The sequence below is a fragment of the Sphingomonas sp. So64.6b genome, assembly GCF_014171475.1.
Classification (GTDB): domain Bacteria; phylum Pseudomonadota; class Alphaproteobacteria; order Sphingomonadales; family Sphingomonadaceae; genus Sphingomonas; species Sphingomonas alpina_A.
On the sequence record NZ_CP048817.1, the window covers coordinates 3,778,251 to 3,799,199 of the forward strand.

19 protein-coding genes are annotated in these 20,949 nt (G+C 63.7%); 10 read left to right on the forward strand and 9 right to left on the reverse strand.

The window, feature by feature from the left end; genetic code table 11:
- Window positions 1-40: 40 nt before the first annotated feature.
- Window positions 41-1,354 (reverse strand): hemolysin family protein, encoded by a 1,314-nt coding sequence (locus G4G27_RS17955; protein WP_183109903.1) that lies wholly within the window; start codon window positions 1,352-1,354, stop codon window positions 41-43.
- 165 nt (window positions 1,355-1,519) lie between these two features.
- Here G4G27_RS17955 and G4G27_RS24400 point away from each other — a divergent pair, with 165 nt between their 5' ends.
- Window positions 1,520-2,191, forward strand: a complete 672-nt coding sequence (locus G4G27_RS24400) for an OmpA family protein (RefSeq protein WP_244624729.1) — start codon at window positions 1,520-1,522, stop codon at window positions 2,189-2,191.
- A 56-nt stretch (window positions 2,192-2,247) separates the two neighbouring features.
- Here G4G27_RS24400 and G4G27_RS17965 read toward each other — a convergent pair whose 3' ends face one another.
- Together G4G27_RS17965 and G4G27_RS17970 are read right to left on the reverse strand one after the other, a co-directional pair.
- On the reverse strand, window positions 2,248-2,688 hold the full coding sequence (locus G4G27_RS17965) for a nucleoside deaminase (RefSeq protein WP_244624403.1): 441 nt from the start codon (window positions 2,686-2,688) through the stop codon (window positions 2,248-2,250).
- Window positions 2,689-2,794: 106 nt separating this feature from the next.
- On the reverse strand, window positions 2,795-3,076 hold the full coding sequence (locus tag G4G27_RS17970) for a hypothetical protein (RefSeq protein ID WP_183109905.1): 282 nt from the start codon (window positions 3,074-3,076) through the stop codon (window positions 2,795-2,797).
- A gap of 173 nt (window positions 3,077-3,249) precedes the next feature.
- Between G4G27_RS17970 and rpmB the strand changes: the two genes are divergently transcribed.
- Window positions 3,250-3,546, forward strand: a complete 297-nt coding sequence (gene rpmB, locus G4G27_RS17975) for a 50S ribosomal protein L28 (protein WP_183109906.1) — start codon at window positions 3,250-3,252, stop codon at window positions 3,544-3,546.
- 152 nt (window positions 3,547-3,698) lie between these two features.
- On the opposite strand, the gene G4G27_RS17980 is transcribed toward rpmB, so the two are convergent.
- Window positions 3,699-4,784, reverse strand: coding sequence for an esterase-like activity of phytase family protein (locus G4G27_RS17980; protein WP_244624404.1), 1,086 nt, complete (start codon window positions 4,782-4,784; stop codon window positions 3,699-3,701).
- A gap of 95 nt (window positions 4,785-4,879) precedes the next feature.
- Here G4G27_RS17980 and G4G27_RS17985 point away from each other — a divergent pair, with 95 nt between their 5' ends.
- Entirely contained in the window at window positions 4,880-5,272 is a 393-nt protein-coding gene (locus G4G27_RS17985) for a glycine zipper 2TM domain-containing protein (protein ID WP_183109907.1), read from the forward strand.
- Between the two features lie 399 nt (window positions 5,273-5,671).
- Here G4G27_RS17985 and phbB read toward each other — a convergent pair whose 3' ends face one another.
- The 3 genes from phbB to G4G27_RS18000 are packed head-to-tail and all read right to left on the reverse strand — an operon-like array spanning window position 5,672 to window position 9,675.
- Window positions 5,672-6,394, reverse strand: coding sequence for an acetoacetyl-CoA reductase (gene phbB / locus G4G27_RS17990; protein ID WP_183109908.1), 723 nt, complete (start codon window positions 6,392-6,394; stop codon window positions 5,672-5,674).
- Window positions 6,395-6,430: 36 nt separating this feature from the next.
- Window positions 6,431-7,438: a ferrochelatase gene (gene hemH / locus G4G27_RS17995; protein ID WP_183109909.1), complete on the reverse strand. Its 1,008-nt coding sequence runs from the start codon at window positions 7,436-7,438 to the stop codon at window positions 6,431-6,433.
- Window positions 7,435-9,675: a molybdopterin cofactor-binding domain-containing protein gene (locus G4G27_RS18000; protein ID WP_183109910.1), complete on the reverse strand. Its 2,241-nt coding sequence runs from the start codon at window positions 9,673-9,675 to the stop codon at window positions 7,435-7,437. The genes hemH and G4G27_RS18000 overlap by 4 nt, the downstream gene beginning before the upstream one ends.
- A gap of 127 nt (window positions 9,676-9,802) precedes the next feature.
- Between G4G27_RS18000 and G4G27_RS18005 the strand changes: the two genes are divergently transcribed.
- The 3 genes from G4G27_RS18005 to G4G27_RS18015 all read left to right on the forward strand — a co-directional run bounded on the left by G4G27_RS18005 (window position 9,803) and on the right by G4G27_RS18015 (window position 12,755).
- Window positions 9,803-10,075, forward strand: coding sequence for a hypothetical protein (locus tag G4G27_RS18005; RefSeq protein WP_183109911.1), 273 nt, complete (start codon window positions 9,803-9,805; stop codon window positions 10,073-10,075).
- Window positions 10,076-10,609: 534 nt separating this feature from the next.
- Window positions 10,610-12,043: an MFS transporter gene (locus tag G4G27_RS18010; protein WP_183109912.1), complete on the forward strand. Its 1,434-nt coding sequence runs from the start codon at window positions 10,610-10,612 to the stop codon at window positions 12,041-12,043.
- 25 nt (window positions 12,044-12,068) lie between these two features.
- Window positions 12,069-12,755, forward strand: a complete 687-nt coding sequence (locus G4G27_RS18015) for a TetR/AcrR family transcriptional regulator (RefSeq protein ID WP_183109913.1) — start codon at window positions 12,069-12,071, stop codon at window positions 12,753-12,755.
- Here the strand turns inward: G4G27_RS18015 and G4G27_RS18020 are convergent.
- Complete coding sequence (locus G4G27_RS18020; RefSeq protein ID WP_183109914.1) at window positions 12,750-13,658, reverse strand: TetR/AcrR family transcriptional regulator; 909 nt, start codon at window positions 13,656-13,658, stop codon at window positions 12,750-12,752. The genes G4G27_RS18015 and G4G27_RS18020 overlap by 6 nt on opposite strands.
- A gap of 214 nt (window positions 13,659-13,872) precedes the next feature.
- Here G4G27_RS18020 and G4G27_RS18025 point away from each other — a divergent pair, with 214 nt between their 5' ends.
- From G4G27_RS18025 to G4G27_RS18035, 3 genes are read left to right on the forward strand one after another with little or no spacing between them, the layout of a single operon-like run.
- Complete coding sequence (locus G4G27_RS18025; RefSeq protein ID WP_183109915.1) at window positions 13,873-16,287, forward strand: TonB-dependent receptor; 2,415 nt, start codon at window positions 13,873-13,875, stop codon at window positions 16,285-16,287.
- 14 nt (window positions 16,288-16,301) lie between these two features.
- The gene (locus G4G27_RS18030) at window positions 16,302-16,916 is read left to right on the forward strand and encodes a glutathione S-transferase family protein (protein ID WP_183109916.1); all 615 of its coding nucleotides are present in this window, start codon (window positions 16,302-16,304) and stop codon (window positions 16,914-16,916) included.
- A gap of 28 nt (window positions 16,917-16,944) precedes the next feature.
- Window positions 16,945-17,925, forward strand: coding sequence for an NADP-dependent oxidoreductase (locus G4G27_RS18035; protein ID WP_183109917.1), 981 nt, complete (start codon window positions 16,945-16,947; stop codon window positions 17,923-17,925).
- A gap of 315 nt (window positions 17,926-18,240) precedes the next feature.
- Here the strand turns inward: G4G27_RS18035 and G4G27_RS18040 are convergent, their stop codons facing one another.
- A complete protein-coding gene (locus G4G27_RS18040; protein ID WP_183109918.1) occupies window positions 18,241-19,956 on the reverse strand; it encodes a class I adenylate-forming enzyme family protein in 1,716 nt (571 codons plus the stop codon).
- Here G4G27_RS18040 and lgt point away from each other — a divergent pair.
- Entirely contained in the window at window positions 19,955-20,893 is a 939-nt protein-coding gene (lgt, locus tag G4G27_RS18045; protein ID WP_183109919.1) for a prolipoprotein diacylglyceryl transferase, read from the forward strand. The genes G4G27_RS18040 and lgt overlap by 2 nt on opposite strands.
- The last annotated feature ends 56 nt before the right edge of the window (window positions 20,894-20,949 follow it).

Here is a 20,949-nt window from a genome sequence, read left to right on the forward strand (position 1 = left end):
ACGCCAGCGCGAGACATGAGCGACGAAACCGCCGTCCATTTCAGCCCTTCTTCTTCACCACGCTGACGAGCAATTTGTCGATCCGCCGGCCGTCGAGATCGACCACCTCGAATTTCCAGCCCTGTTCGACAAAGCTTTCGCCCTCGCCCGGCAAATGGCGGAACACCGCGAGCGCGAGGCCAGCGACGGTCGCGTAATCGCGGTCCTCGGGCAGGTCGATGCCGAGCCGTTCGGCCAGCGCGTCGGCCGCCATCTGCCCGGCGACGAGCAGCGACCCGTCGTCGCGTTCGACCACTGAGGGACTGTCGTCCGGATCGGTGTCCGAGGCGAACTCGCCGGCGATCGCGGCGAGCAGGTCGGCCGGCGTGACGATGCCTTCGAAATGACCATATTCGTCGTGCAGCAGCGCCATCGGCACCTCGGCCTCGCGGAGCGCGATCAGCGCATCCATCGCATCGAGCTGATCGAGCACGACCGGCGCCTGGCGCATCAGCGCGCGCAGATCGAGCGGGGCGCCACTGAGCAATGCGATCGCCACGTCGCGCGCCTGAACCACGCCGATCACCGCATCGACCGATCCTTCGGCGACCGGCAAGCGGCTGTGCGATGCCGTCATCAGCGCGGCGCGGATGCCGGCGGAATCGAGCCCGACATCGATCCAGTCGATATCGGTGCGCGGCGTCATCACTTCGCGCACCGGACGATCGGCAAGGCGCACCACACCCGATATGATCGAGCGTTCATGCTCCTCGATCACACCCGATTTCGACGCTTCGGCGACAATCAGATGAAGTTCCTCCGCCGTGACATGGTCCTCGGTCTCACGCTTCATGCCCATCAGCCGGAAGAGCAGCGCACTGGTCGAATCGAGCAGCCACACGATCGGCGCGGTCCCCCAGGCGAGCCAGCGCATCGGCGCCGCCATGAACGCGGCGATCGGTTCGGGCGCACGCAACGCGATCTGTTTGGGCACCAGCTCGCCGACGATCAGCGAGGCATAGGTGGTGAGGGAGATGACCAGCGCAAAGCCGACCGTCGCGGTCGTTTCGGGCGACAGGCCGAGCCAATGAAGACGTGCCGCGACCGGCTCACCCAGGCTTGCACCCGAATAGGCGCCGGCGAGAATACCGATCAGCGTGATGCCGATCTGCACTGTCGACAGGAATTTACCGGGATCGGCGGCGAGCAGGATCGCAGCCCGCGCACCGCGCTTGCCGCTGCGCGCCATCGCTTCGAGCCGCGCCTTGCGCGACGAGACGATCGCCAGCTCCGACATCGCGAAGACGCCGTTCAACGAGACCAGCGCGAAGATGATCGCGACGTCGATCCAGGGAAAGGGGGGAAGCGGTGCCATGACGCTCCTGACCCTTTGGCGCGAATCTGTCGGTTTCACAACAGCGCGATCATCTTTCATTCAAATCGGATGCGGAACAATCGCGCGACGAGACGAGTTATTGTGACCGTTCAGTCGCTCCGCACCGATGGTTCGGGGGATGAATCCAAGGGAGAATTTCAAGTGATCAAATCCAGGCTGTTGCTCGGTGCAACGCTCGCCGCGCTGGTCGCCACCAGCGCCTGCACGACCGATCCGGAAACTGGCGAGCGCCGCATGTCCAAGGCAGCGATCGGCGGCATCGGCGGCGCGCTGGGCGGCTATCTGCTTGGCGATCTGGTCGGCGGGCGCAACGACCGGACCGAGAAGATCGTCGGCGCCGGCATCGGCGGCCTCGCCGGCGCTGGCATCGGCGCCTATATGGACAAACAGGAACGCGAGATGCGCGCGCGCACTGCGGGTACCGACGTCCAGGTCATCCGCCAGGGCGACGATTTGATCCTCAACATTCCGTCGGGAATCAACTTCGCCACCGACAGCGCGGCGGTCGCACCGACCTTCCAGCGCACGCTCGATCAGGTCGGCCAGGTACTCGGCCAGTATAACCGGACCTATGTCGATGTGTACGGCCATACCGATTCGACCGGCAGCGATGCATATAACCAAAGCCTGTCGGAACGCCGCGCTGTGTCGGTTGCCGACTATCTGTCGAGCCGCGGCGTCCAGTCGGCGCGCATCGGGACGCGTGGCTTTGGCGAATCGCAGCCGATCGCATCGAACGACACGGAGGAAGGCCGCGCCGCCAACCGCCGGGTCGAAATCAAGATCGTGCCGATCCCGGAGAGCGATCTGCGCTAACCGGTGTTCCTGTCCGACTGCAAAGGCGGCGTTGCGAAAGCAGCGCCGCCTTTTGCTTATCGCCGCACGGCAAAGAAATCCCTGAGCAGCGCCGCCGCTTCGTCTTCGCCGATCCCGGCATAGATTTCCGGGCGGTGATGGCAGGTCGGCTGGGCGAAGAAGCGCGGGCCATGGGCAACCGCGCCGCCCTTCACGTCTTCCGCACCATAATAGAGCCGGGCGATTCGCGCATGGGCGATCGCGCCGGCGCACATCGCGCAAGGCTCCAGCGTGACCCACAGGTCGCATTCCTCGAGACGGTCCGTACCAAGTGCCTCGGCGGCGGCGCGAATCGCGCGGATCTCGGCATGAGCGGTGGGATCGTGGAGCGTGCGCGGAGCATTGGCCGCGATGGCGATGATCTGACCAGCATGGACCACCACAGCACCGACTGGCACCTCGCCATCGGCCGCCGCGGCATGGGCGGCATCGAGCGCGGCGCGCATCGGAGCAGGCATCGGAAACATTATACAGCTATGCCTGCCCGCAGCGGCCCGGGCCAGCCCCGGGCCGCCGTTGGAGTCTATTGGCAACTCGCGAGAGCGCGGGTTTCCAAACAGTCTCTTATTGGGCGGGCGCGGCGCTGTTGCTCGATGGCGTGTTCATCTTCACCGTGGGCACGGTGATCGTCTTTTGCGTGGTGCCAACGGTCGGCACCTCGATCGTCTTGTTTTCGGTACCGACCGAGATCGTCGCCATGTCGGCCTTGACCTTGGGCGCGGAGCCGCCTTCGAGCTTGACGGTGGGCAGAGATCCGGCCGTCCCGTTGAACGTCAGCAGGCCGAACGACATGAGGCCGACGACGACGAGAGCGGCGAGGCCGATTAGAACGAGTAGGGCGCGCATATACATTCTCCAGATCGACAAAATCGAATCGTTACCGTAACCAAACGCCACAGCAGCGCGGTTGGTTGCACGGGAATAGCCTGAATCGGTTGACGCCCTGTCCCGTCTCGGGTATCCGCGCCGCCTTCATGGGATTACCGGGCCGTCATGGCCCTGACCTTCAGGATACGATCATGTCGCGGATTTGCGAGCTGACCGGCAAGGGCCGGCTGGTAGGAAACAATGTTTCCCACGCCAACAACAAGACCAAGCGCACCTTTCTGCCGAATCTGCAGAATGTGACTTTGATGTCGGACGCACTGGGCACCAGCGTGAAGCTGCGCGTCTCGACCCATGGTCTGCGTTCGGTGGAACATGTCGGCGGGCTCGACAACTGGCTGGTCAAGACCACCGACGACAAGCTGTCGCTGCGTGCACGCCGCCTGAAGCGCGACGTTCGCAAGAAGCTCTCCACGGCAGTCGCCGCCTGACACTTTAGTTTGCAAATGCGTTGTTGACGCATTTGGGACGGTGCCAGCCCGCTCCCCTCCCGGCCACCCATCCAGGATATTCTGTGGGTGGCCGGGAGGGGAGTGGGCTGGCGCCGTCTTGAAATTCGCTCTTTCGCGAATTTCAACAAGCCTTAGGCGCCTGGTTCCAGTTTGAACTTGAGTAACAACGTGCGTTCCAGCACGAACTGGTTATCGTCCGAGACGATCCAGATTATCGTGTCGCGCCCCTCGCGCGTGACCGCGACCCCCTCATAATTGTCGTGCAGCAGCGGCGCCGCGAGCGTCGCGATTTCACGCCCGCGCACCATCGCGCCAGGCCGGATTTTCCGCTGGTCGACGATCGTCAGCTTGGCGGCGAAATCGAACGGCAGCGCGAATCGGCGGTTGAGGATCAGCAGCCGGCCATCGGGCAGCAATGTCGCATCGCTCGGATCATACCCTTCGGGCGGCAAATAGCCGAAGCGGAAGCCGGACCGCGGATGGCTGACCGGATCGCCGACGAATCGGAGCGCCGCCCGGCCTTTGCCCCTTGGCCCCTTGCTCGTCTCGGCAATGACGATCATGCCGCCGTCCGTGGTGCGCACCATCGTCTCGGGTCCGCCATTATCGTTCCAGCGGTGCATCGCCGGCGGGGCGACATGGCCAAGCACCCTGGTCAGCGACGAATCATAACGCCAGATCGCATTGGCCCGCTCGAAGCCGACCCAGACATCGCCGTTTGCCGGGTCGGCGGTCAGCGATTCGCTGTCACGATCGCTTTTCTGCCAGCCGTTGCCGGGGCCGTCGGGTAATTCGGCGAAATGCGGGTCGCGGACGCGGCCGTAAGTGTCCATCGCGAACCGGACGATATTGCCGCCATCGCTGAGCAGGGTGAAGCGGTCGCCCTGTACCTGCATTGCGGAGAAGCCACCAAAAGTGCGGTCCGGGCTGCTGAGCTGCACACCGCCGAGCCAGTAGAGCTTGCCGACGCGGCGCCGTGCCGGATCGTCGGGATCGAGCGCCACCCGGGTCGATTCGATCCGTGCGGTGCGGCCGAGCAGATCGAGGCGCTTGGGACCGCTCCAGGACGGCACCAGCAGCAGGACGAGCAGGATCGACAGCAGGATGCGCACGCGCCCCTCATAACCGCGAACGGCGCGCCGGCCAGCGGCGTTTGCCGGAAAATGGAACGGGCCGGAATAGAAGGGGGCGAGATGAACCGGCGATAACGGACGCATTCAGACACCGGTCAATGCGACTCGCCTAGAAGAAGTGCATCGACGGCGATCAGCAAATCCCGTCGCCACGAAATTCGAGACGAAGGAGACCGATCATGTTCAAGAAATTCACACTCGCCGCCGTCGCGCTCGCCATGGGCACCACCGCACTGGTTTCCGCGACCCCGGCCTCGGCTCAGCGCTATGATCGCTACAGCGATCGTTACGATCGTAACGACGACCGTGGCTATCGTGATTATCGCCGCGATGATCGCCGTTACTACAACGACAATCGCCGCAACTATCGCGACAACCGCCGCTATCGCAATAACCGTTGCGACAATGGTACCGGCGGCACGATCGTCGGCGCGATCGCCGGTGGCCTGCTTGGTCACGAAATCGCCGGTCGCCGCGGTGACCAGACGCTTGGTGCCGTGCTCGGCGCCGGTGCGGGCGCCCTGGCCGGCCGTGCGATCGATCGTTCGGATAACCCCCGTTACTGCCGCTGATAGCTCCCCGGTAGTAAGCTTGGCCCTCCGGTAGCGTATCGAGGGTCAGGGCCGGCTCCCGCAAGGGGGCCGGCCCTTCGTTTGGCAAAGCGCGGCTACGCCCGCGCGGTGCGCAAAGCGCAACGCCCAAACCGGCCGGCGGGCGCTTCAGCGACCCGACCGACGGCGGCTTTGCCGCTGGCTTCGACCCTACCCACCGCTCGTTCCGAGCGAAGTCGAGAAACAAGTAGGCGCTGCGCTCAGTTTCTCGACTTCGCTCGAAACGAACGGTGAGCGCTACGGGTTTGGTAAGGCCGGCGGCAAAGCCGCCGTCGGACGGGTTGGCTCTGCCACCCGCCGGCCGTGCCGGGTGATGCTCGCTTTCCGAGCACCGGCGGCACGCAGTGCCGCCTTCACCCGTCAGTACATATGCTGCCCGCCATTAATCGACAGCGTCGACCCGGTCACGAACCCGCCTTCTTCCGAGCACAGGAACGCAACGCCGCGCGCAATCTCATGCGCCTGGCCCAAACGTCCGACAGGAATCTTCGCGACGATCTTTTCCAGCACATCGGCAGGAACGGCGGCGACCATGTCGGTGTCGATATAACCCGGCGCGATCGCATTGACCGTCACCCCGGCGCGCGCGCCTTCCTGGGCCAGCGCCTTGGTGAAGCCGTGGATGCCCGATTTGGCGGCGGCATAATTGACCTGGCCGTACTGGCCGGCCTGGCCGTTGATCGATCCGATATTGACGATCCGGCCCCATTTACGGTCGCGCATGCCGGCAAAGGTCGCCTTGGCCATGTTGAAACAACCGCCGAGATTGGTGTCGATCACCTCTTTCCACGCCTGATAGCTCATCTTCAGAATCGTGCCGTCGCGCGTGATGCCGGCATTGTTGACGACGATGTCCACCGCGCCGAGCTCTTCCGCGACCTGCGCGCACCCCGCCTGGGTCGCGTCATAATCGCCGACATCCCATTTATAGGCCTTGATCCCGGTGCGTTCGCTGAACTCTCGTGCGCGTTCGTCATTGCCCGCATAATTGGCGGCGACGGTCACGCCCATCTCCTTGAGCGCAAGGCTGATCGCCTCACCGATTCCGCGCGTGCCTCCGGTAACGATCGCGACGCGTGCCATATATTCTCTCCACAAGATTTGCCGTTGGACCAAAGGCTAGGCGGTGACGTTCCAGCCTTCAAGCTCTCGTGACAGAAGACTTTGCAGCATGGCGATGCCGACCGGACTTTCATTGAGGCACGGCAGATACGCGAAGTGCGTGCCGCCTGCGTTCAGGAAGCTGTCGCGGCCGCGGATCGCCAGCTCCTCAAGCGTCTCGAGGCAATCGGCGGAGAAACCCGGTGCGACGAGCGCGACCTTCTTCACGTCCTGTCCCGGCAAGGCCTCGAGCGTCATGTCCGTTGCCGGCGTGAGCCATTTCGCGCGCCCGAAGCGCGACTGGAACGCGATCACCAGGTCGCGGCCAAGCGCTTCGCCGAGCAGGCGCGCGGTCTTCTGGCAGTGACAATGATAGGGGTCGCCCAGTTCCAGCGTACGCTGTGGCATGCCATGAAAGCTGGCGACGATCGCCTCAGGCTCGAAATCGAGCCGCGCGAGCGATGCCTCAACCGATTGCTTAAGCGCATCGATATAGGCGGGCTCGTCATGATAAGGCGGCAACGTGCGGATCGCCGGCTGCCAGCGCATTTTCGCCAGCGCGGCAAATGCCTTGTCATTGGCGGTCGCGGTCGTCGCGGCGCAATATTGCGGATAGAGCGGCGCGATCAGGATACGGTCGCATCCGGCCTGTTTCAGCGCGGCGAGCCGATCGGGGATCGACGGGTTGCCATAGCGCATCGCCCAGTCGACCATCACGTCCGGCCCGAAAACACCCTGTAGCGCGGCGCTTTGCAACCTGGTGATCGCGGCGAGCGGCGACCCGTCCTCGCGCCACACCAGGTTATAGGCATGCGCGGATTTCTTCGGCCTGGTGTTGAGGATGATGCCGCGCAGGATCGGCTGCCAGGCGATCGCCGGAATCTCCACCACGCGCCGGTCCGACAGAAACTCGGCCAGATAGCGTTTGACCGATTTCGCATCGGGCCCGTCGGGCGTGCCGAGATTGGTCAGCAGGACACCGATCTTGCGAGGCGCGATAGGTGGATGATCGCCAGGAAGGATCACGCTTCTCCGGGTCTGAGTGGCAAGCTGCGCATGCGGAAACCGGTCGCGGCCTGCAGCGCGTTGGCGATCGCCGGGGCGACCGGCGGCACGGCGAGCTCGCTCACCCCGCCGGGATCGGCCTCGTTACGGATCAGTTCGACCGTGATGTCCGGCGTGTCGGCGAGGCGCGGCAGCGCGAGGTCGCCGAAACCGCGCGCATCGGCGAGATTCTCGGTAAAGCCGGTCGATCCGCCAAGCGCCGCCGCCATGCCGAAGATCAGCCCGCTTTCGATCGCCTGCATCACCACGTCGGGATTGACCTGGCGTCCGCAATCGACCGCCGCGACCAGCCGATCGACCACCGGGCGCTGATCGTCGCCGACATGCGCCTCGGCCAGCACGGCGATATAGGACCCGCGAAATGCGTGGCAGGCGATGCCCTGACCGCTGCCCGCAACGCCACCTTCCCAGCCGCCCAGCGCCGCCGCGGTCGACAGGCAACGCGCCAGCCGCGCGTCCCCGCCAAGCATGCCGATACGGAATGACAGCGGCTCGTTGCCGCCGACATGTGCGAGTTCATCGAGAAAACATTCGGTGAAAAACGCGGTGTAGCTGTGTGCGCCCGAGCGCCAATGACCGGTCGGCACGCCGATCTCGGCTGGGTGATGATCGACCGCATAAGCCGGCATGCGGTAGAATGGCCTGGCGCCGGCCACCGCATAAGCGTCGCCGCCCCGGCTTGTCGCGAGCAGGGCGCGGGCAGTGGTATCGCCCGAGAGCAGCCGCCCGGCGATCTCGCGTCCGGTCGAAGGCGCGGCGATCTTCGCCAGCCAGCCAAGAATCTGCCCGTTGGGCCCGAGCCGCGCACTCATCCGCGCCGAAGCCGGCGGCCGGTAGCGATCGTGCAGCATATCCTCGCTCCGCGACCAGACGAGCTGCACCGGACGTTTGAGCCGCTCGGCGAGCAACGCCGCCTGTTCGGCGACCTGATGTTCGAGATTGGCGCCGAACGAGCCGCCGACGAGCATCGGATGAACGACGACCTGAGTCTCGGGAATGCCCAGCACCGCCGCCGCCGCACCGCGCGCAAGCCCCGGTGCCTGGGTCGGCAGCCAGAGTTCGAGCAGGCCGTCATGATAGTGCGCGGTCGCGGTCATCGTCTCGATCGCGGCATGGACGGCCAGGCCGGCACGGTATTGCGCGGTCACCACGTTCGCGCCCTTGAATACCGGGCCGAGATCGCCGAGCGCGGCCATGCGCGTGCCGGGCCCGTCCAGCGCGGCGTCGAGCGCCGCATCGATCGTCGCGCTGCTGACGATCGCACCCCTGGTTTCGAAACGCGGGCTGAGCGCGTCGAGCGCCTTGTTCGCCGCCCACCAGTTATTGGCGACCGCCGCGACCCAGCGGTCATTGGTCACGACCGAGAGCACACCGCGAATCCTGTCGGCCGCCGCACGATCGACGCGGATCAGTTTCGAATCGCCGACCGGCCCCTGGCGGATCGCGGCATAGACCATGTCGGGCAAGCGTATGTCGCCCGCGAAATTGGCCGAACCATCGACCTTGGCGGGCACGTCGAGCCGCGGCAGCGACTGGCCGTAAAGCCGGTTGGTGTCGCCGCCGCGCAACGGAATCGGGCTCGGCACCTTATGGCCGGCCGCGTCGGCCGCCAGTTCGGCGAAGCGCAATTTCTTCGTGCCATGAACGACGAAGCCGGCCGCGGTGCCGGTCGATTGCCACTCCACCCCCCAGCGCTTCGCCGCTTCCTTCGACAGCATGATCCGCGCCGCAGCGCCCGCCGCGCGCAATTCACCCTCGAACGCGCGCACCGAGCTGGAGCCGCCCGTCAGAACCAGCGCGCTGCGTTGCGCATGCGTCGCGCGCAGCGATTCGGGCAGCGCGCCGAACGCGCCGCCGAACAGCTCGCCCGCGGCAAGCGCATTGGCATAAAGCGGGTTGAGCGGCGCCGGCTGAACCGAGACGGTGCGCCAGTCGGCACCAAGCTCGTCGGCGACGATTTGCGGCAAGGTGGTGTAGACACCCTGACCATGTTCGGCCTGCGGCACCGCGACCGTGACATGGCCGTCAATGCCGATCTTGAGCCAGGCGCCGAACACCGTCTCGCCCTTGGCCGGGGTCAAATTGGGCACATAGCTGCGCGGCCACACGGCCCAGGCGATAATCAGCCCGACACCCGCCCCGCCGCCGATCAGCAGCGTACGTCGGTCGATCCTTGCCGGAGTGTCGCGCTGCGCCATCGACCTGCTCTATCGTGGTGAATGAGGTGTGGAAAGACATGGCGGCACGCGCCGACTCATATGGCCGGAAGAGGGACGCCCGGAGCCGCGTTCGAACGACGAGCCGTCGGACAGGCGAATTGAATCAGTGAAAATGTTCGGTTTCGACAGCCCGACATTGCCCGCCCTGCGGCAGTTCAAATTCGCGTGGCTACGGGAAGTTTTGCAGGAAAGAGCTTTTTCGAGTGGTTCACGGGAATTTACGGGAAAAACTGCGGGAAAACCGACCAGCCCGCACGGAAATTTTGCGGCGCGCTCACGGGAAAATCGGGAAGTGGCTGAGGCGGGAGTCATGGTGCTCGATTCCGGTCTGCTGATTCAAGATGGCCTGCTCGATTCCCGGCCCGCCCGATTCAACTGATCTAGTGGATGTGCTTTTACCCAACGCTCAAGGCGTGGGAGAGAACAGGCATAGCGACACCAGATAGCGAAGTGAATCAAGCGAGGCCTTCTGGGTCAAACGAGCGCGACGCGACTTATATCTGGCATGGATTGGCTGATTGCGGTCTGGCAGCTTGCAGGCAAACAGGTCCGGTAGCGGACGGTCGTTCAGTTAGTTGCTGGATCGGGGATGACCCAGATTCGGCCATTCAGCGGGGCGGCAGTGTTTCCCACAACCTGCCATCCATTTATCTTGGCTAAGTGCAGACACCGCTCCTCGCGAAACTCCCAACTTCGATGTTTGGATGACGAACGGTGCTACTGCGTTGCTGAGATCATTCGGCGGACGCACTCCACGCACCGTCGTACCCAAAATCTGGCTCATCTAAAGAGCGACCGCAAAACGACGCGCGAACCCTCATTGACAGGGGGCCGGATCTAAATTCTATATATCTCACCAATAGCGCTTGAATCCACGATCATGCTGGAGCGTCGCTGGGGTGGGAGAGGTATAATGGCCAGCAAGGCAATCGCTGCTGACGACGCGGTCTCGATCCGCCCGGAGCAGGGCTACCCGTCTCCCGTCTATGGCTGGTTTATGGTCTTCGTGCTGACGGTGGCGTATGTTTTCTCATTCCTGGACCGACAGATCCTCAGCCTCCTGGTCGAGCCGATGAAGCGCGATCTCGCGCTCAGCGATACGCAGATCAGCCTGTTGCAAGGCTTGGCCTTTGCGCTGTGCAACGTGCTGGTCGGCCTTCCGCTCGGTCGCCTCGTCGATTCGAAGCGACGCACCTGGCTCGTCGCCGGCGGGATAGCCTTTTGGAGCCTCGCCACCGCCGGGTGCGGACTGGTGCGAAGCTATGGTGCGTTACTCGCCTTGCGCATGGGCGTCGGTGCGGGTGAGGCCGTCCTGACGCCGGCGGCCAATTCACTGATCGGCGATCATTTCCCGCCGCATAAAGTCGGCTTGCCCTTGGCCGTCTACAGTATCGGGATTTACATTGGCGGTGGTCTGGCCCTGGTGATCGGTGCGACGATTATCGCGGGAACCTTGCAGTCCGGCCCGGCGCTGCTGCCGTTGATAGGCGAGATCAGGCCTTGGCAAATGGTCTTTTTGATCATTGGCCTGCCTGGCCTGCTTGTCGCCCTGGTGGCACTGTGCCTTCGCGAACCGCGACGGACGGGCGCGGTGCATTCGGTGACCGCTGCAGATGGCAGCCAGGTCGCCGCAGCCTTGCCGTTGCGCGATGTGCTCGCTTATCTCCGTGAGAACAAGCGCGCCTTTCTGGCGATCAACCTGTTCATGGGATTCTCCGCGGTCGCGGGCTATGGGGTCGCGGCCTGGATCCCGACGATGTTCATCCGGCGCTATGGCTGGAGCGCGGTGGAGATCGGCCATATCTACGGTTTGCTGCTGCTCACCTTCGGCACCGCCGGCGTGCTCTGCGGCGGGTGGCTTGGCGATGTGATGACCCGGCGGCGCGGCGCATCGGGCCGGCTGCGCGCGGCATTATGGGTGAAGCTCGCGACGATCCCGTTGATCTTCGGGTATACGCTGCTCCCGAACGGGTCCTGGGCGCTGGTGCCGCTGGCGGGCGCGGTGTTCCTGCCCACCTTTCTGAATGGCCTGAGCCCCGCGATCATCCAGCAGATGGTGCCGAACCAGATGCGCGGCACCGCGATCTCGATCGCCCTTCTGGTCATCAACCTGCTGGGGCTTGGGCTGGGGCCAACGCTGATCGCGTTGATGACCGACTATCTGTTCCACGATCCGGCGATGATCCATCTCGCCATTCTGGCGGTCAGTGTCGCCATGCTGATGCTATCGCTTACCTGCCTGCTGATCGGCTATCGGCCTTATGTCGCGCTGGTCGATCGGCTGCAGCATGCTGGACCCGCGCCTGCGAGCAGCGGGGTGTCGACCGACAGGGTTGCTGTACCTTGATCGCCGCAGACGATATGCCGGAGCGATGACCGAGCAACGATCGAAAAGTGCCGGCACCGAGCCGCCGTCAGCAGCGACCAGCGATCGTCAGCCGCGCTTCAATCGGGATGAACGCCAGGCCGACCTGCTGCGATATGCGGCGCGCGAAGTGCTCGACCAGGGCGGATTCCCCATTTCGTTCGAGCGGCTGGCTTGTGCCGCCAATGTCAGCAAGGCCTTGATCTACAACTATTTTCCGAACCAGCATGTTCTGGGATCCGCGCTCCTGGGCGAAGCGCTCGGCGGCGTCGACCGCGGCGCGCTGCGCCAGGCGGTCGCGCAGCCCGATCTTCTGCATGCTGCACGTGCCTGTGCGCTGGCCTATTTCGAACTAGTCAGCCGCCAGGGGCCGCTCCTGCACGTTCTGCTTGCCGATGCCTTTCTCGAACAAGGGGCGGACCGAAAACTATTTGGTCGTGCCGCAATGCTCCTGTTGCCATTGGCGCGACGACTGAAACGCGATTTGCGCCTGTCATCGCGCGAGGCCATGGTCATCGTGCAGTTGCTGCTCACGGTACCGGAGGAAGCGGGCCGAAAGGTTTTCCAGCATGATGCCGATCCCGAACTTGCCAGGCGGCTGTGCGGTGAGACGATCGTGGCGAGCCTGGCCGCTTTGGACAGCCAGACGCCCGAGCAGCTGGCGGACGTTGCCGCGAGCGCGGACTTCCTATGAGCGGCTGCCGTAGCGATCGATCATATGCGCCTGCCCGCCACCGATGGCGGGCATGACGAGGCGCTCGGCCGTTTCGAGATCGATCTTGCCGCGCGCCAGCAGCCGACCGCCCCGGAGCGACACCGCCGTCAGCATCGCGCCGACAATCGTGCTGACCTGTGGCGGCACCCGATACGCCTCCTGATACACGTCGCCGAACACCTTGCGGTTGGCGTTGCGCCGGTCCTCATGTTCACCCCGAAGGATGGCCCGAACATCGGGCAAAGCGAGCAATCGCTGCAACACTTCGCCGCGGGTGGCGACTTGCCGCAGATAGGCAAGCGTCGTCAGTGTGTAGCGCATTTGCGGATCGGTGCATTGGCGGCTGGCGGCAAGGCGCGCCTTGTTCATTTCGACCAGTTCGGAACGTGCGATCGCGGCGAGCAACTCAGCGGCGCTGTTGAAATAATTATAGCTCTGCGCCTCGCTCATCCCCAGTTCGCGCGCGACCCGTTTCATCGACACCGCATGGACGCCTTCGCTCCGGACCAGCGCCTCGCCCTGCGCCAAGATCTTCTCGCGCCGCTCCTCTCGCGTGAGCCGCAGCCGCGGCCGTCGCGATCGCGACCGGGCCGGCGCGATCGTGGCGTGTAATTCGGTTCCCGGCGGCGCGGCAGGCAGAGGCGCCTGAGCCTCGTCCTTGCCGGCATAGACTTTCGCCCAATATCCCCGCGTCGGATAGGGCACCAGCAATCGGTCGCAGATCTTCGCCAATCCGTTGCCGGATAAACCGAGCTCGCTCGCAATCGTCGTCATCGGCTTGGACCAGACCAGGTCGTACATTTCACCACGGGACAGCCTGGTCCCGTCGATGGCCGGTGCCGGCTCACTCGGCGCGACTGCGGAATGGGGCGGGCGGCGCATCGCGCGATCAAGCACGTTCGGCGGTCGGTTGGCAAGAGATCGATGGGGCTTGACGGATTGTCCAGTTCGAATCTAGTTTATAACTATCGCACCAATAATAACCGATAAGGATCGGGTGCGTCAGGAGAGAGTATCGCCGCGACGCAGGCCCGCGTCGCGGCCCTCCTCCGCATCTTGTCCGATCGAGGTCGGATCTTTTGAGGGGAGGATCAGAATGCACGCACGCACGACCATCGGGATGCTGCTGACCGGGGTTTCCGCAATAGCCGTTCCATCTGTAGCGGCCGCGCAAACCACGCCCGTTCAATCCGTTCAGGCTGACAGCGTCGCGACCCGGGCCGTGCCTGTCGATGCGACCGACATGGCCACGGAGACACCACCCTCCGCCGACGCGTCGGCAGACATCGTCGTGACGGCGCAACGACGCGCTGAAAGCGTTCAGCGGGTGCCCGTCGCGATCACGGCAGCACGCGGCGACGCACTCCAACGCCTCAATATCACCAGTCCCCAGCAGCTCACGCTGATCGACCCGAGCGTGAAGTACAAGCAAAGTACCAGCGCAGGGAATTCCGGCTTTCTGATCCGCGGCATCGGCACCAGCAGCTTTTCAGCCGGGATCGAACAGAGCATCTCGACGGTGGTCGACGGCGTGGTGCTCGGCGATCCCTCGACCATCTCGACATTGGTCGATATCGACCGGGTGGAAATCCTGCGCGGTCCGCAGGGCATGCTGTTCGGGAAGAACGCATCGGCCGGGCTCGTTTCCTTCACGACCGTTCGCCCCAAGATCGGTGTCACCGAACTGATCGGTCATGGCGAAGTCGGCTCGCAGGGCCATGGCGTCGCCAATCTCATCGGCAATCTGCCGCTGTCCGATACCACGGCGCTGCGGGTTTTCGGCTTCTACAAGCAACGCGACGGGGTTGTCCGCAACCTCAATCCGGCATTGCCGCGCGATGTGGATGGGCAGCTAAATTATGGCGGCGGCGCCAAGTTCCTGTGGAAGCCCAGCGACACGTTGAGCTTCTTCCTGTCCGCCGATTATTCCGAAGTCGGTCGGTTCTGCTGCTCGATGGTCTGGGCGAAGAATGCTCCGGGATACGCTCCCGCCGTGTCACTCGCTCAATATGGCGGCACCGCGTCGCCGACCAACCGGGACGTCGCGATCGGCGGACGGTCCTATGGCTATGCCCGTCGCGGGGGTGGCTCGCTGGAGGTTAATTACGACATGGGGGACTATGCGCTGACGTCGCTCAGCGCCTATCGGCAATCCTATCGCGAATCATTCTATGACGGCGACAATACGACCGTGAACTATGTCGACCGCAACGGCGGTTCGAACGCTCTGCGTCAGTTAAGCCAGGAACTCCGGCTTACCTCGCCCACCGGGGGGCTTGTCGACTATGTCGCCGGCCTGTTCTTCTTCGACCAGCATGCGACCGGATATATCGACCAGCAGGGCCGGCTGGAATGGATCGTTCCCGCGTCGAACGGGACGGTCATCCGCGTGGTCCCAACGCAGCCCGTCGGCACCATTTTCGACGGAAACCTGACCAACCGGGTCCATTCGCGCAGTTATGCCGCGTTCGCCCAGGCCAACGTGCATGCGACGGGCAAGCTCAACTTCATCCTCGGCGGTCGCCTCACGCGGGATGTGTTGAAGCTCAACTATAGCCGTGGTTCGGTGCCGGGCACGGTACCAATCCCCGGTGGCGTGACATTATCGCTGCGTCAAAGCACCGCGAACACGAACTTCTCCTTCCGCCTGGGGGCGCAATATAGTGTGAGCGACGACATCATGGCCTACGCCACCGTATCGCGGGGGTATAAAGGCCCGGGGTTCAGCGGCCTGACGGTTTCCAACGCTTCCCAGGATCAGCGTGTCGCGCCGGAAATCCCGACCAACTATGAAATCGGCATCCGCGCCGCCTTGCTCGACCGGCGGCTGACGTTGAACGCGACGCTGTTCAAGACTCATGTCCGTGACTTCCAAGCGCAGGTCGCCGATCTGTCGAGCGCAAGCTATGCCAACCGCATTACCAATGCCGGATCGCTCAACAGCAAAGGTGTCGAATTCAGTATCATAGCCCGGCCGACCTCCGACCTGACGCTCAGCGGCGGCGGTTCTTATGTCGATGCGAAATATGGCGAGTTCAACGGCGTGCAATGCTATTTCGGCCAACCCAAGGTCGCGCAGGGTGGGCCTTGCACGGCTCCGCCCGCCAACCCGAACTCGATCGACGGCTTCTTCAACGCCGCCGGCTTGCGGCTATCCGCCGCGCCGAAGTTCAGTTATAATATCGTCGCCGATTACCAGCGATCGGTCGGATCCGATCTGCGCGCTTCGGTGCAATTCAACTTCAATGGCCAGTCCGACGTCAATTATTCGGCCAATGGCGACCCGGGCACGATCCAGAAGGCGTTCGGCCTGCTTGGCGGCAATGTGGGGATCGGCGCCGCGGACGGCCGGTGGCGCGTCGGCCTGTTCGCGATCAACCTGCTCGATAAAAGATGGGCCGCCCAGAAGAATCCAAGTCCGACGACCACATTAAACCCGGGCGGCTATTTGCAATATTACAGCCCGGACGCTGTGCGTACCGTCGGCCTGACGTTTGATTTCAGACTGTGATGGAGACTGGTCAAATGAGGTTTTACGGCGCGCCGATGCCGGCCCCCAATCCCCGCAGGGTGCGCATCTTCGCTGCGGAGAAATCGATCTCGCTGCCCGAGATCCCGCTTGATCTGCGCGAACGAGACCATAAGTCCGCCGACCATCTCAAGCGAAACTCGCTCGGGCAGGTTCCCGTGCTCGAACTCGATGACGGCACGACGATCACCGAAACCGTCTCGATCTGCCGGTACCTCGACGCGGTCTATCAAGACCCGCCGATGTTCGGCCGGACTCCGGTCGAGATCGGCGTCATCGACATGTGGATTCGCCGGATCGAGATCCAACTCGCCGAGCCGACACGGATGTTTTGGCGCCATGCCCACCCCGCTACGGCCACCCTGGTCGAACAACATGTCGTGTTTGGAGAGTCCAATCGTCTCACCTTGTCACGAGCCATGGACTGGTTCGATCGAGAGATCAGCGATGGGCGGAGCTTCATCACCGGCAACACCTACACGATGCCCGACATCGCGGCATTGACGATGATCGATTTCGCGACCCTGATCGGCCTCGATCCGATCGCCGGCCGAAAATCGGTCGCCGCCTGGCATGAACGGGTTTCATCCCGCCCCAGCGCTACGGCATAACTCGCCCGCAACTTTCAGGAATTGTACCATGCAAGCTCGCCAGATTCATTTGATACGTCGCCCGAAAGGCGTGCCCGTCGCTGAAGATTTCAAGATCGTATCGGTGGACTTGGCCGACCCGCAAGCCGGCGAAGTCGAGGTCGAGGCGCTATTGCTCTCGGTCGATCCCTATATGCGTCCGCGGCTCAACGCCGATCAGGCACTGCACGAGGCGATGCTCGGCACGGGCATTGGACGCATCGTCAAATCGCGGGATCCGGCAGTGCCGGAAGGAACGCTGGTCCGCCATGCAGCCGGCATGCGCGAGCGATTCCTGTCGGCGGGCAATGCCGTGCGCATCCTCCGGCCCGATCCGGCCTTGCCGCTGAGCGTGTACATGCATGCGCTGGGCGGTACCGGGCTGACCGCTTATGGCGGCCTGCTCAAGATCGGCGCGTTGCAGGAGGGCGAGCAGGTCGTCGTCTCAACCGCGGGCGGTGCCGTTGGCTCCGTCGCGGTGCAGATCGCCAAGATCAGACAGTGCCATGTGGTTGGTATTACGGGAAGCGATGGGAAGCTGGCCTGGCTATTGGAACAGGCCGGGATCGACGCTGCGATCAACTACCGGACACAGGACCTGTCCGCCGCGCTAGCCGCCGTGACGCCGAAGGGTATCGACGTCTATTTCGAGAATGTCGGCGGCGCTCATCTCGATGCATCTCTACCACGTATGAATGTCAACGGGCGCATTCCGCTGTGCGGGATGATCTCGACCTATAACGGAGCGGGCGAGGGCGTAAACAATCTCTCCGAGATGATCTACCGCCGCGTCAGGATGCAGGGCTTCGTTTCAACAGACTTCGCTTCCCTGAGCGACCAATTCGTTGAAGACATGACGGCTTGGCTCAAGGCTGGACAGATCAAATATCAGGAAACGGTTATCCCAGGGTTCGAAAGCACCCCGGAGGCGTTGATCGGCCTGTTCAGCGGCCGCAATTCTGGCAAGATGCTCGTTAGCGTGTGCAACTGAGCCGCCAGGCAAGAAACTATTAGCGTCCAACTCGGTCATTGGTTCAGGGCCGCGCGCGGCTTCAATCGCTTGCGGACGTGCTGCAGCCTTGACCCAGTTGTCGGTATACAGCGACGCCTACCGCCCACCATTCGTGTCGAACGCCCTTACGTGAACGAATGACCGCTTTCGGGATTAGCTTCGAGGCGGCTGGATGGCCGAGATTGGCGCCAAGCTGCCACCGAAGCAGTTCGTAAAAAGTCTGCGTCGTTGGTTCGGAGTGTGGGCACTTCCGACATAGATTCACACCAGTCCGAAACCCAAAACCAGGCCACCTCAAGCCTCAGCCAAAGCCCGCGCCCGGTACGTCTCCCGGATACTCACCTTGTCGATCTTCTCGGTCCCCAACCGCGGCAAGGGATCGGCCGAGGTCCAGATGCGCTGCGGCACCTTGAACGCGGCGATGTGTGCGAACAGGAAGGCGCATAGTTCTTCGGGCGTCAGTTCCTCGCCGTCGCGATATTTGACCACCGCGCCCGGCACTTCGCCGAAACGCTCGTCGGGCAGGCCGAACACCGCGGCTTCGGCGACCGCGGGATGTTCGTAGATCGCCGCCTCGACCTCCTGGCAGGAGATATTCTCGCCGCCGCGGATGATGATGTCCTTCTTGCGATCGACGATGAACAGATAACCCTCGTCATCGAGATAACCGATGTCGCCGGTCAGGAAATATCCGTCGCTGGTGAACGCCTCTCGCGTCGCCTCCGGCCGGTTGTAATATTCGCGGAAATTGCAGACCGTACGGATGCCGACCTCGCCGCGCGCGCCCGCCGCGACCGGATTGCCGTGCCCGTCGAGGATCGCGAGATCGACCAGGGGCCGCGACGCGCGACCGGTCGAATTGGGCTTGGCGATATAGTTGCTGCGCCAATTGCCGCAGCCGACCCCGTTGGTTTCGGTCAGGCCATAGCCGAGCAACGGCGCGCCCTCGCCCTTGGGGCCGCCCATTTCGTCCTTGATCCGCCGGACATGATCGACCGGGCGCGGCGCACCGCCGGCGGCGAAGTCCGAGACGGTCGAGAGATTATATTTCGAGCGATTGGGATGCGTGAGCATCTCGAAGCTCATCAGCGGTACGCCGACGAAATAGGTCACGCTTTCGGCCTCGATCAGCCGCATCGCTTCCTCGGCATCCCATTTCGGCATCAGCACGAGCTTTCGACCCATCGCGAAGCTTTGCAGGAACACCGGCACTTCCGCCGTCACATGGAACAGCGGCACGTTGAGCAGGGTCGCGTGCTGGGCCGGCGGCGAAACGCCGTCCTCGGTCGAGATGCCAAGCATGACCAGGGCCTGGGTAAGATAATTGAAGATCGCCTGGATCACCGCGCGGTGATCGCTGATCGCGCCCTTGGACTGGCCGGTCGAGCCGGAGGTGAACAGGATCGTCGCATCGTCGCTGCCGGCAAGCATCGGCAGCGTTTCCGCCTGACCAAGGCCGGTCACCGGCGCCAAGGCGGCGGCGAGCGGCTGGAGATCGTCGATCGTCACGACCCGCGCGGTCAGGCCCGCAACCTCGGCGAGGCGCCTGGCACGCGGCGGATCGGCGAAGACCAGGCTGCATTCGACATCGCGCAGCGCTTCGTCGAGCTCGGCCGATTGCCACCAGCCATTGAGCAGCGTGGCGATGCCGCCGGCCATGACGATGCCCATGTAGAGCGCGATCCAGCTCGGCGAATTGCGCATCGCGATCCCGATCCGGTCGCCCTTTTGTATGCCGAGCTCTCCGGACAAGGCACCCGCGACCTGCTGGGCGAGTGCGTAGACTTCGGCGAAGGTCAGCCGCTCGGGGCCAGCAACGAGAAAGGTCTTGTCGGCATGTTCGGCGCTGTAATGCGCGAAATACCAGGACAGAGCGGGCGGCGCGGTGGCGATCATCGGCACCTCGACGCCGAAACGGTCGAGCGACACGTTCGTCAGCGGCAACGGCGCGCCCACTCCGCTCAGCTTGCCCAGCCCTTCATCCATTCGCCGGTCAAGCTCGGTGCGCATGCTCTCTCCTATTGGTTCTCGTGACCACCCCCTTTATGGAGACTGGAAACCCCGGGGAAAAGCCTTGATCCTGACTGCCGCCACCGCCGTCCAGACGCATCTGAGTTTCAATGGCCTCGGGCTCGATCCCGTGGCGCTCGATCTCGGCTTCTTCCAGATCAAATGGTATTCGATCGCCTACATCACCGGCATCATGGTCGGCTGGTGGTATCTGCTCAAGCTGATCGCCCAGCCCGGCGCGCCGATGGCGCGGCGCCATGCCGACGATCTGGTCTTTTATGCGACGCTCGGCATCATCCTGGGCGGGCGGATCGGTTATGTGATCTTCTACGCGCCCGAGATGCTCCTGAACCCGACGCACATCCTGCGGCTGTGGGACGGCGGCATGTCGTTCCATGGCGGGGTGATCGGCACCAGCCTCGCGCTGATCCTGTTTGCGCGCAAGAACGGGCTGAACTGGTTGCGCATCCACGATTATGTCGCTTGTGTCGTGCCGTTCGGCCTGTTCTTCGGGCGGCTCGCCAATTTCGTGAACGGCGAATTATGGGGCAAGCCGAGCAATGTCGCCTGGGCGATCATCTTCGAGCGTGGCGGCGGGCCGATAGCGCGCCATCCGAGCCAGCTCTACGAAGCCGCGCTGGAGGGCGTCGTTCTGTTCCTGGTCCTGTGGTTCGCCTTCTGGAAGACCAAGGCGCGGTATGACCCGGGCAAGCTCGTCGGCATCTTCGTCGCCGGTTATGGCATCGCGCGATTTATCGTCGAATTCTTTCGCGAGCCTGATTCGCAGTTCCGCGGCACGTTCGTCGAATCGACCGGCCTGCATATGGGGCAATGGCTGTGCGTGCCGATGATCCTGGGCGGTGCCTATCTGATCGCGACCGCGGCGAAACGGCGCGAGCGGGTCGAGCCGATCGCCGGCAGCGAGAGCGTCGCCTGAATTCTCTCCCCTCCCGCTTGCGGGAGGGGGTGGGGGAGGGCATGTCCTCCCGCGCT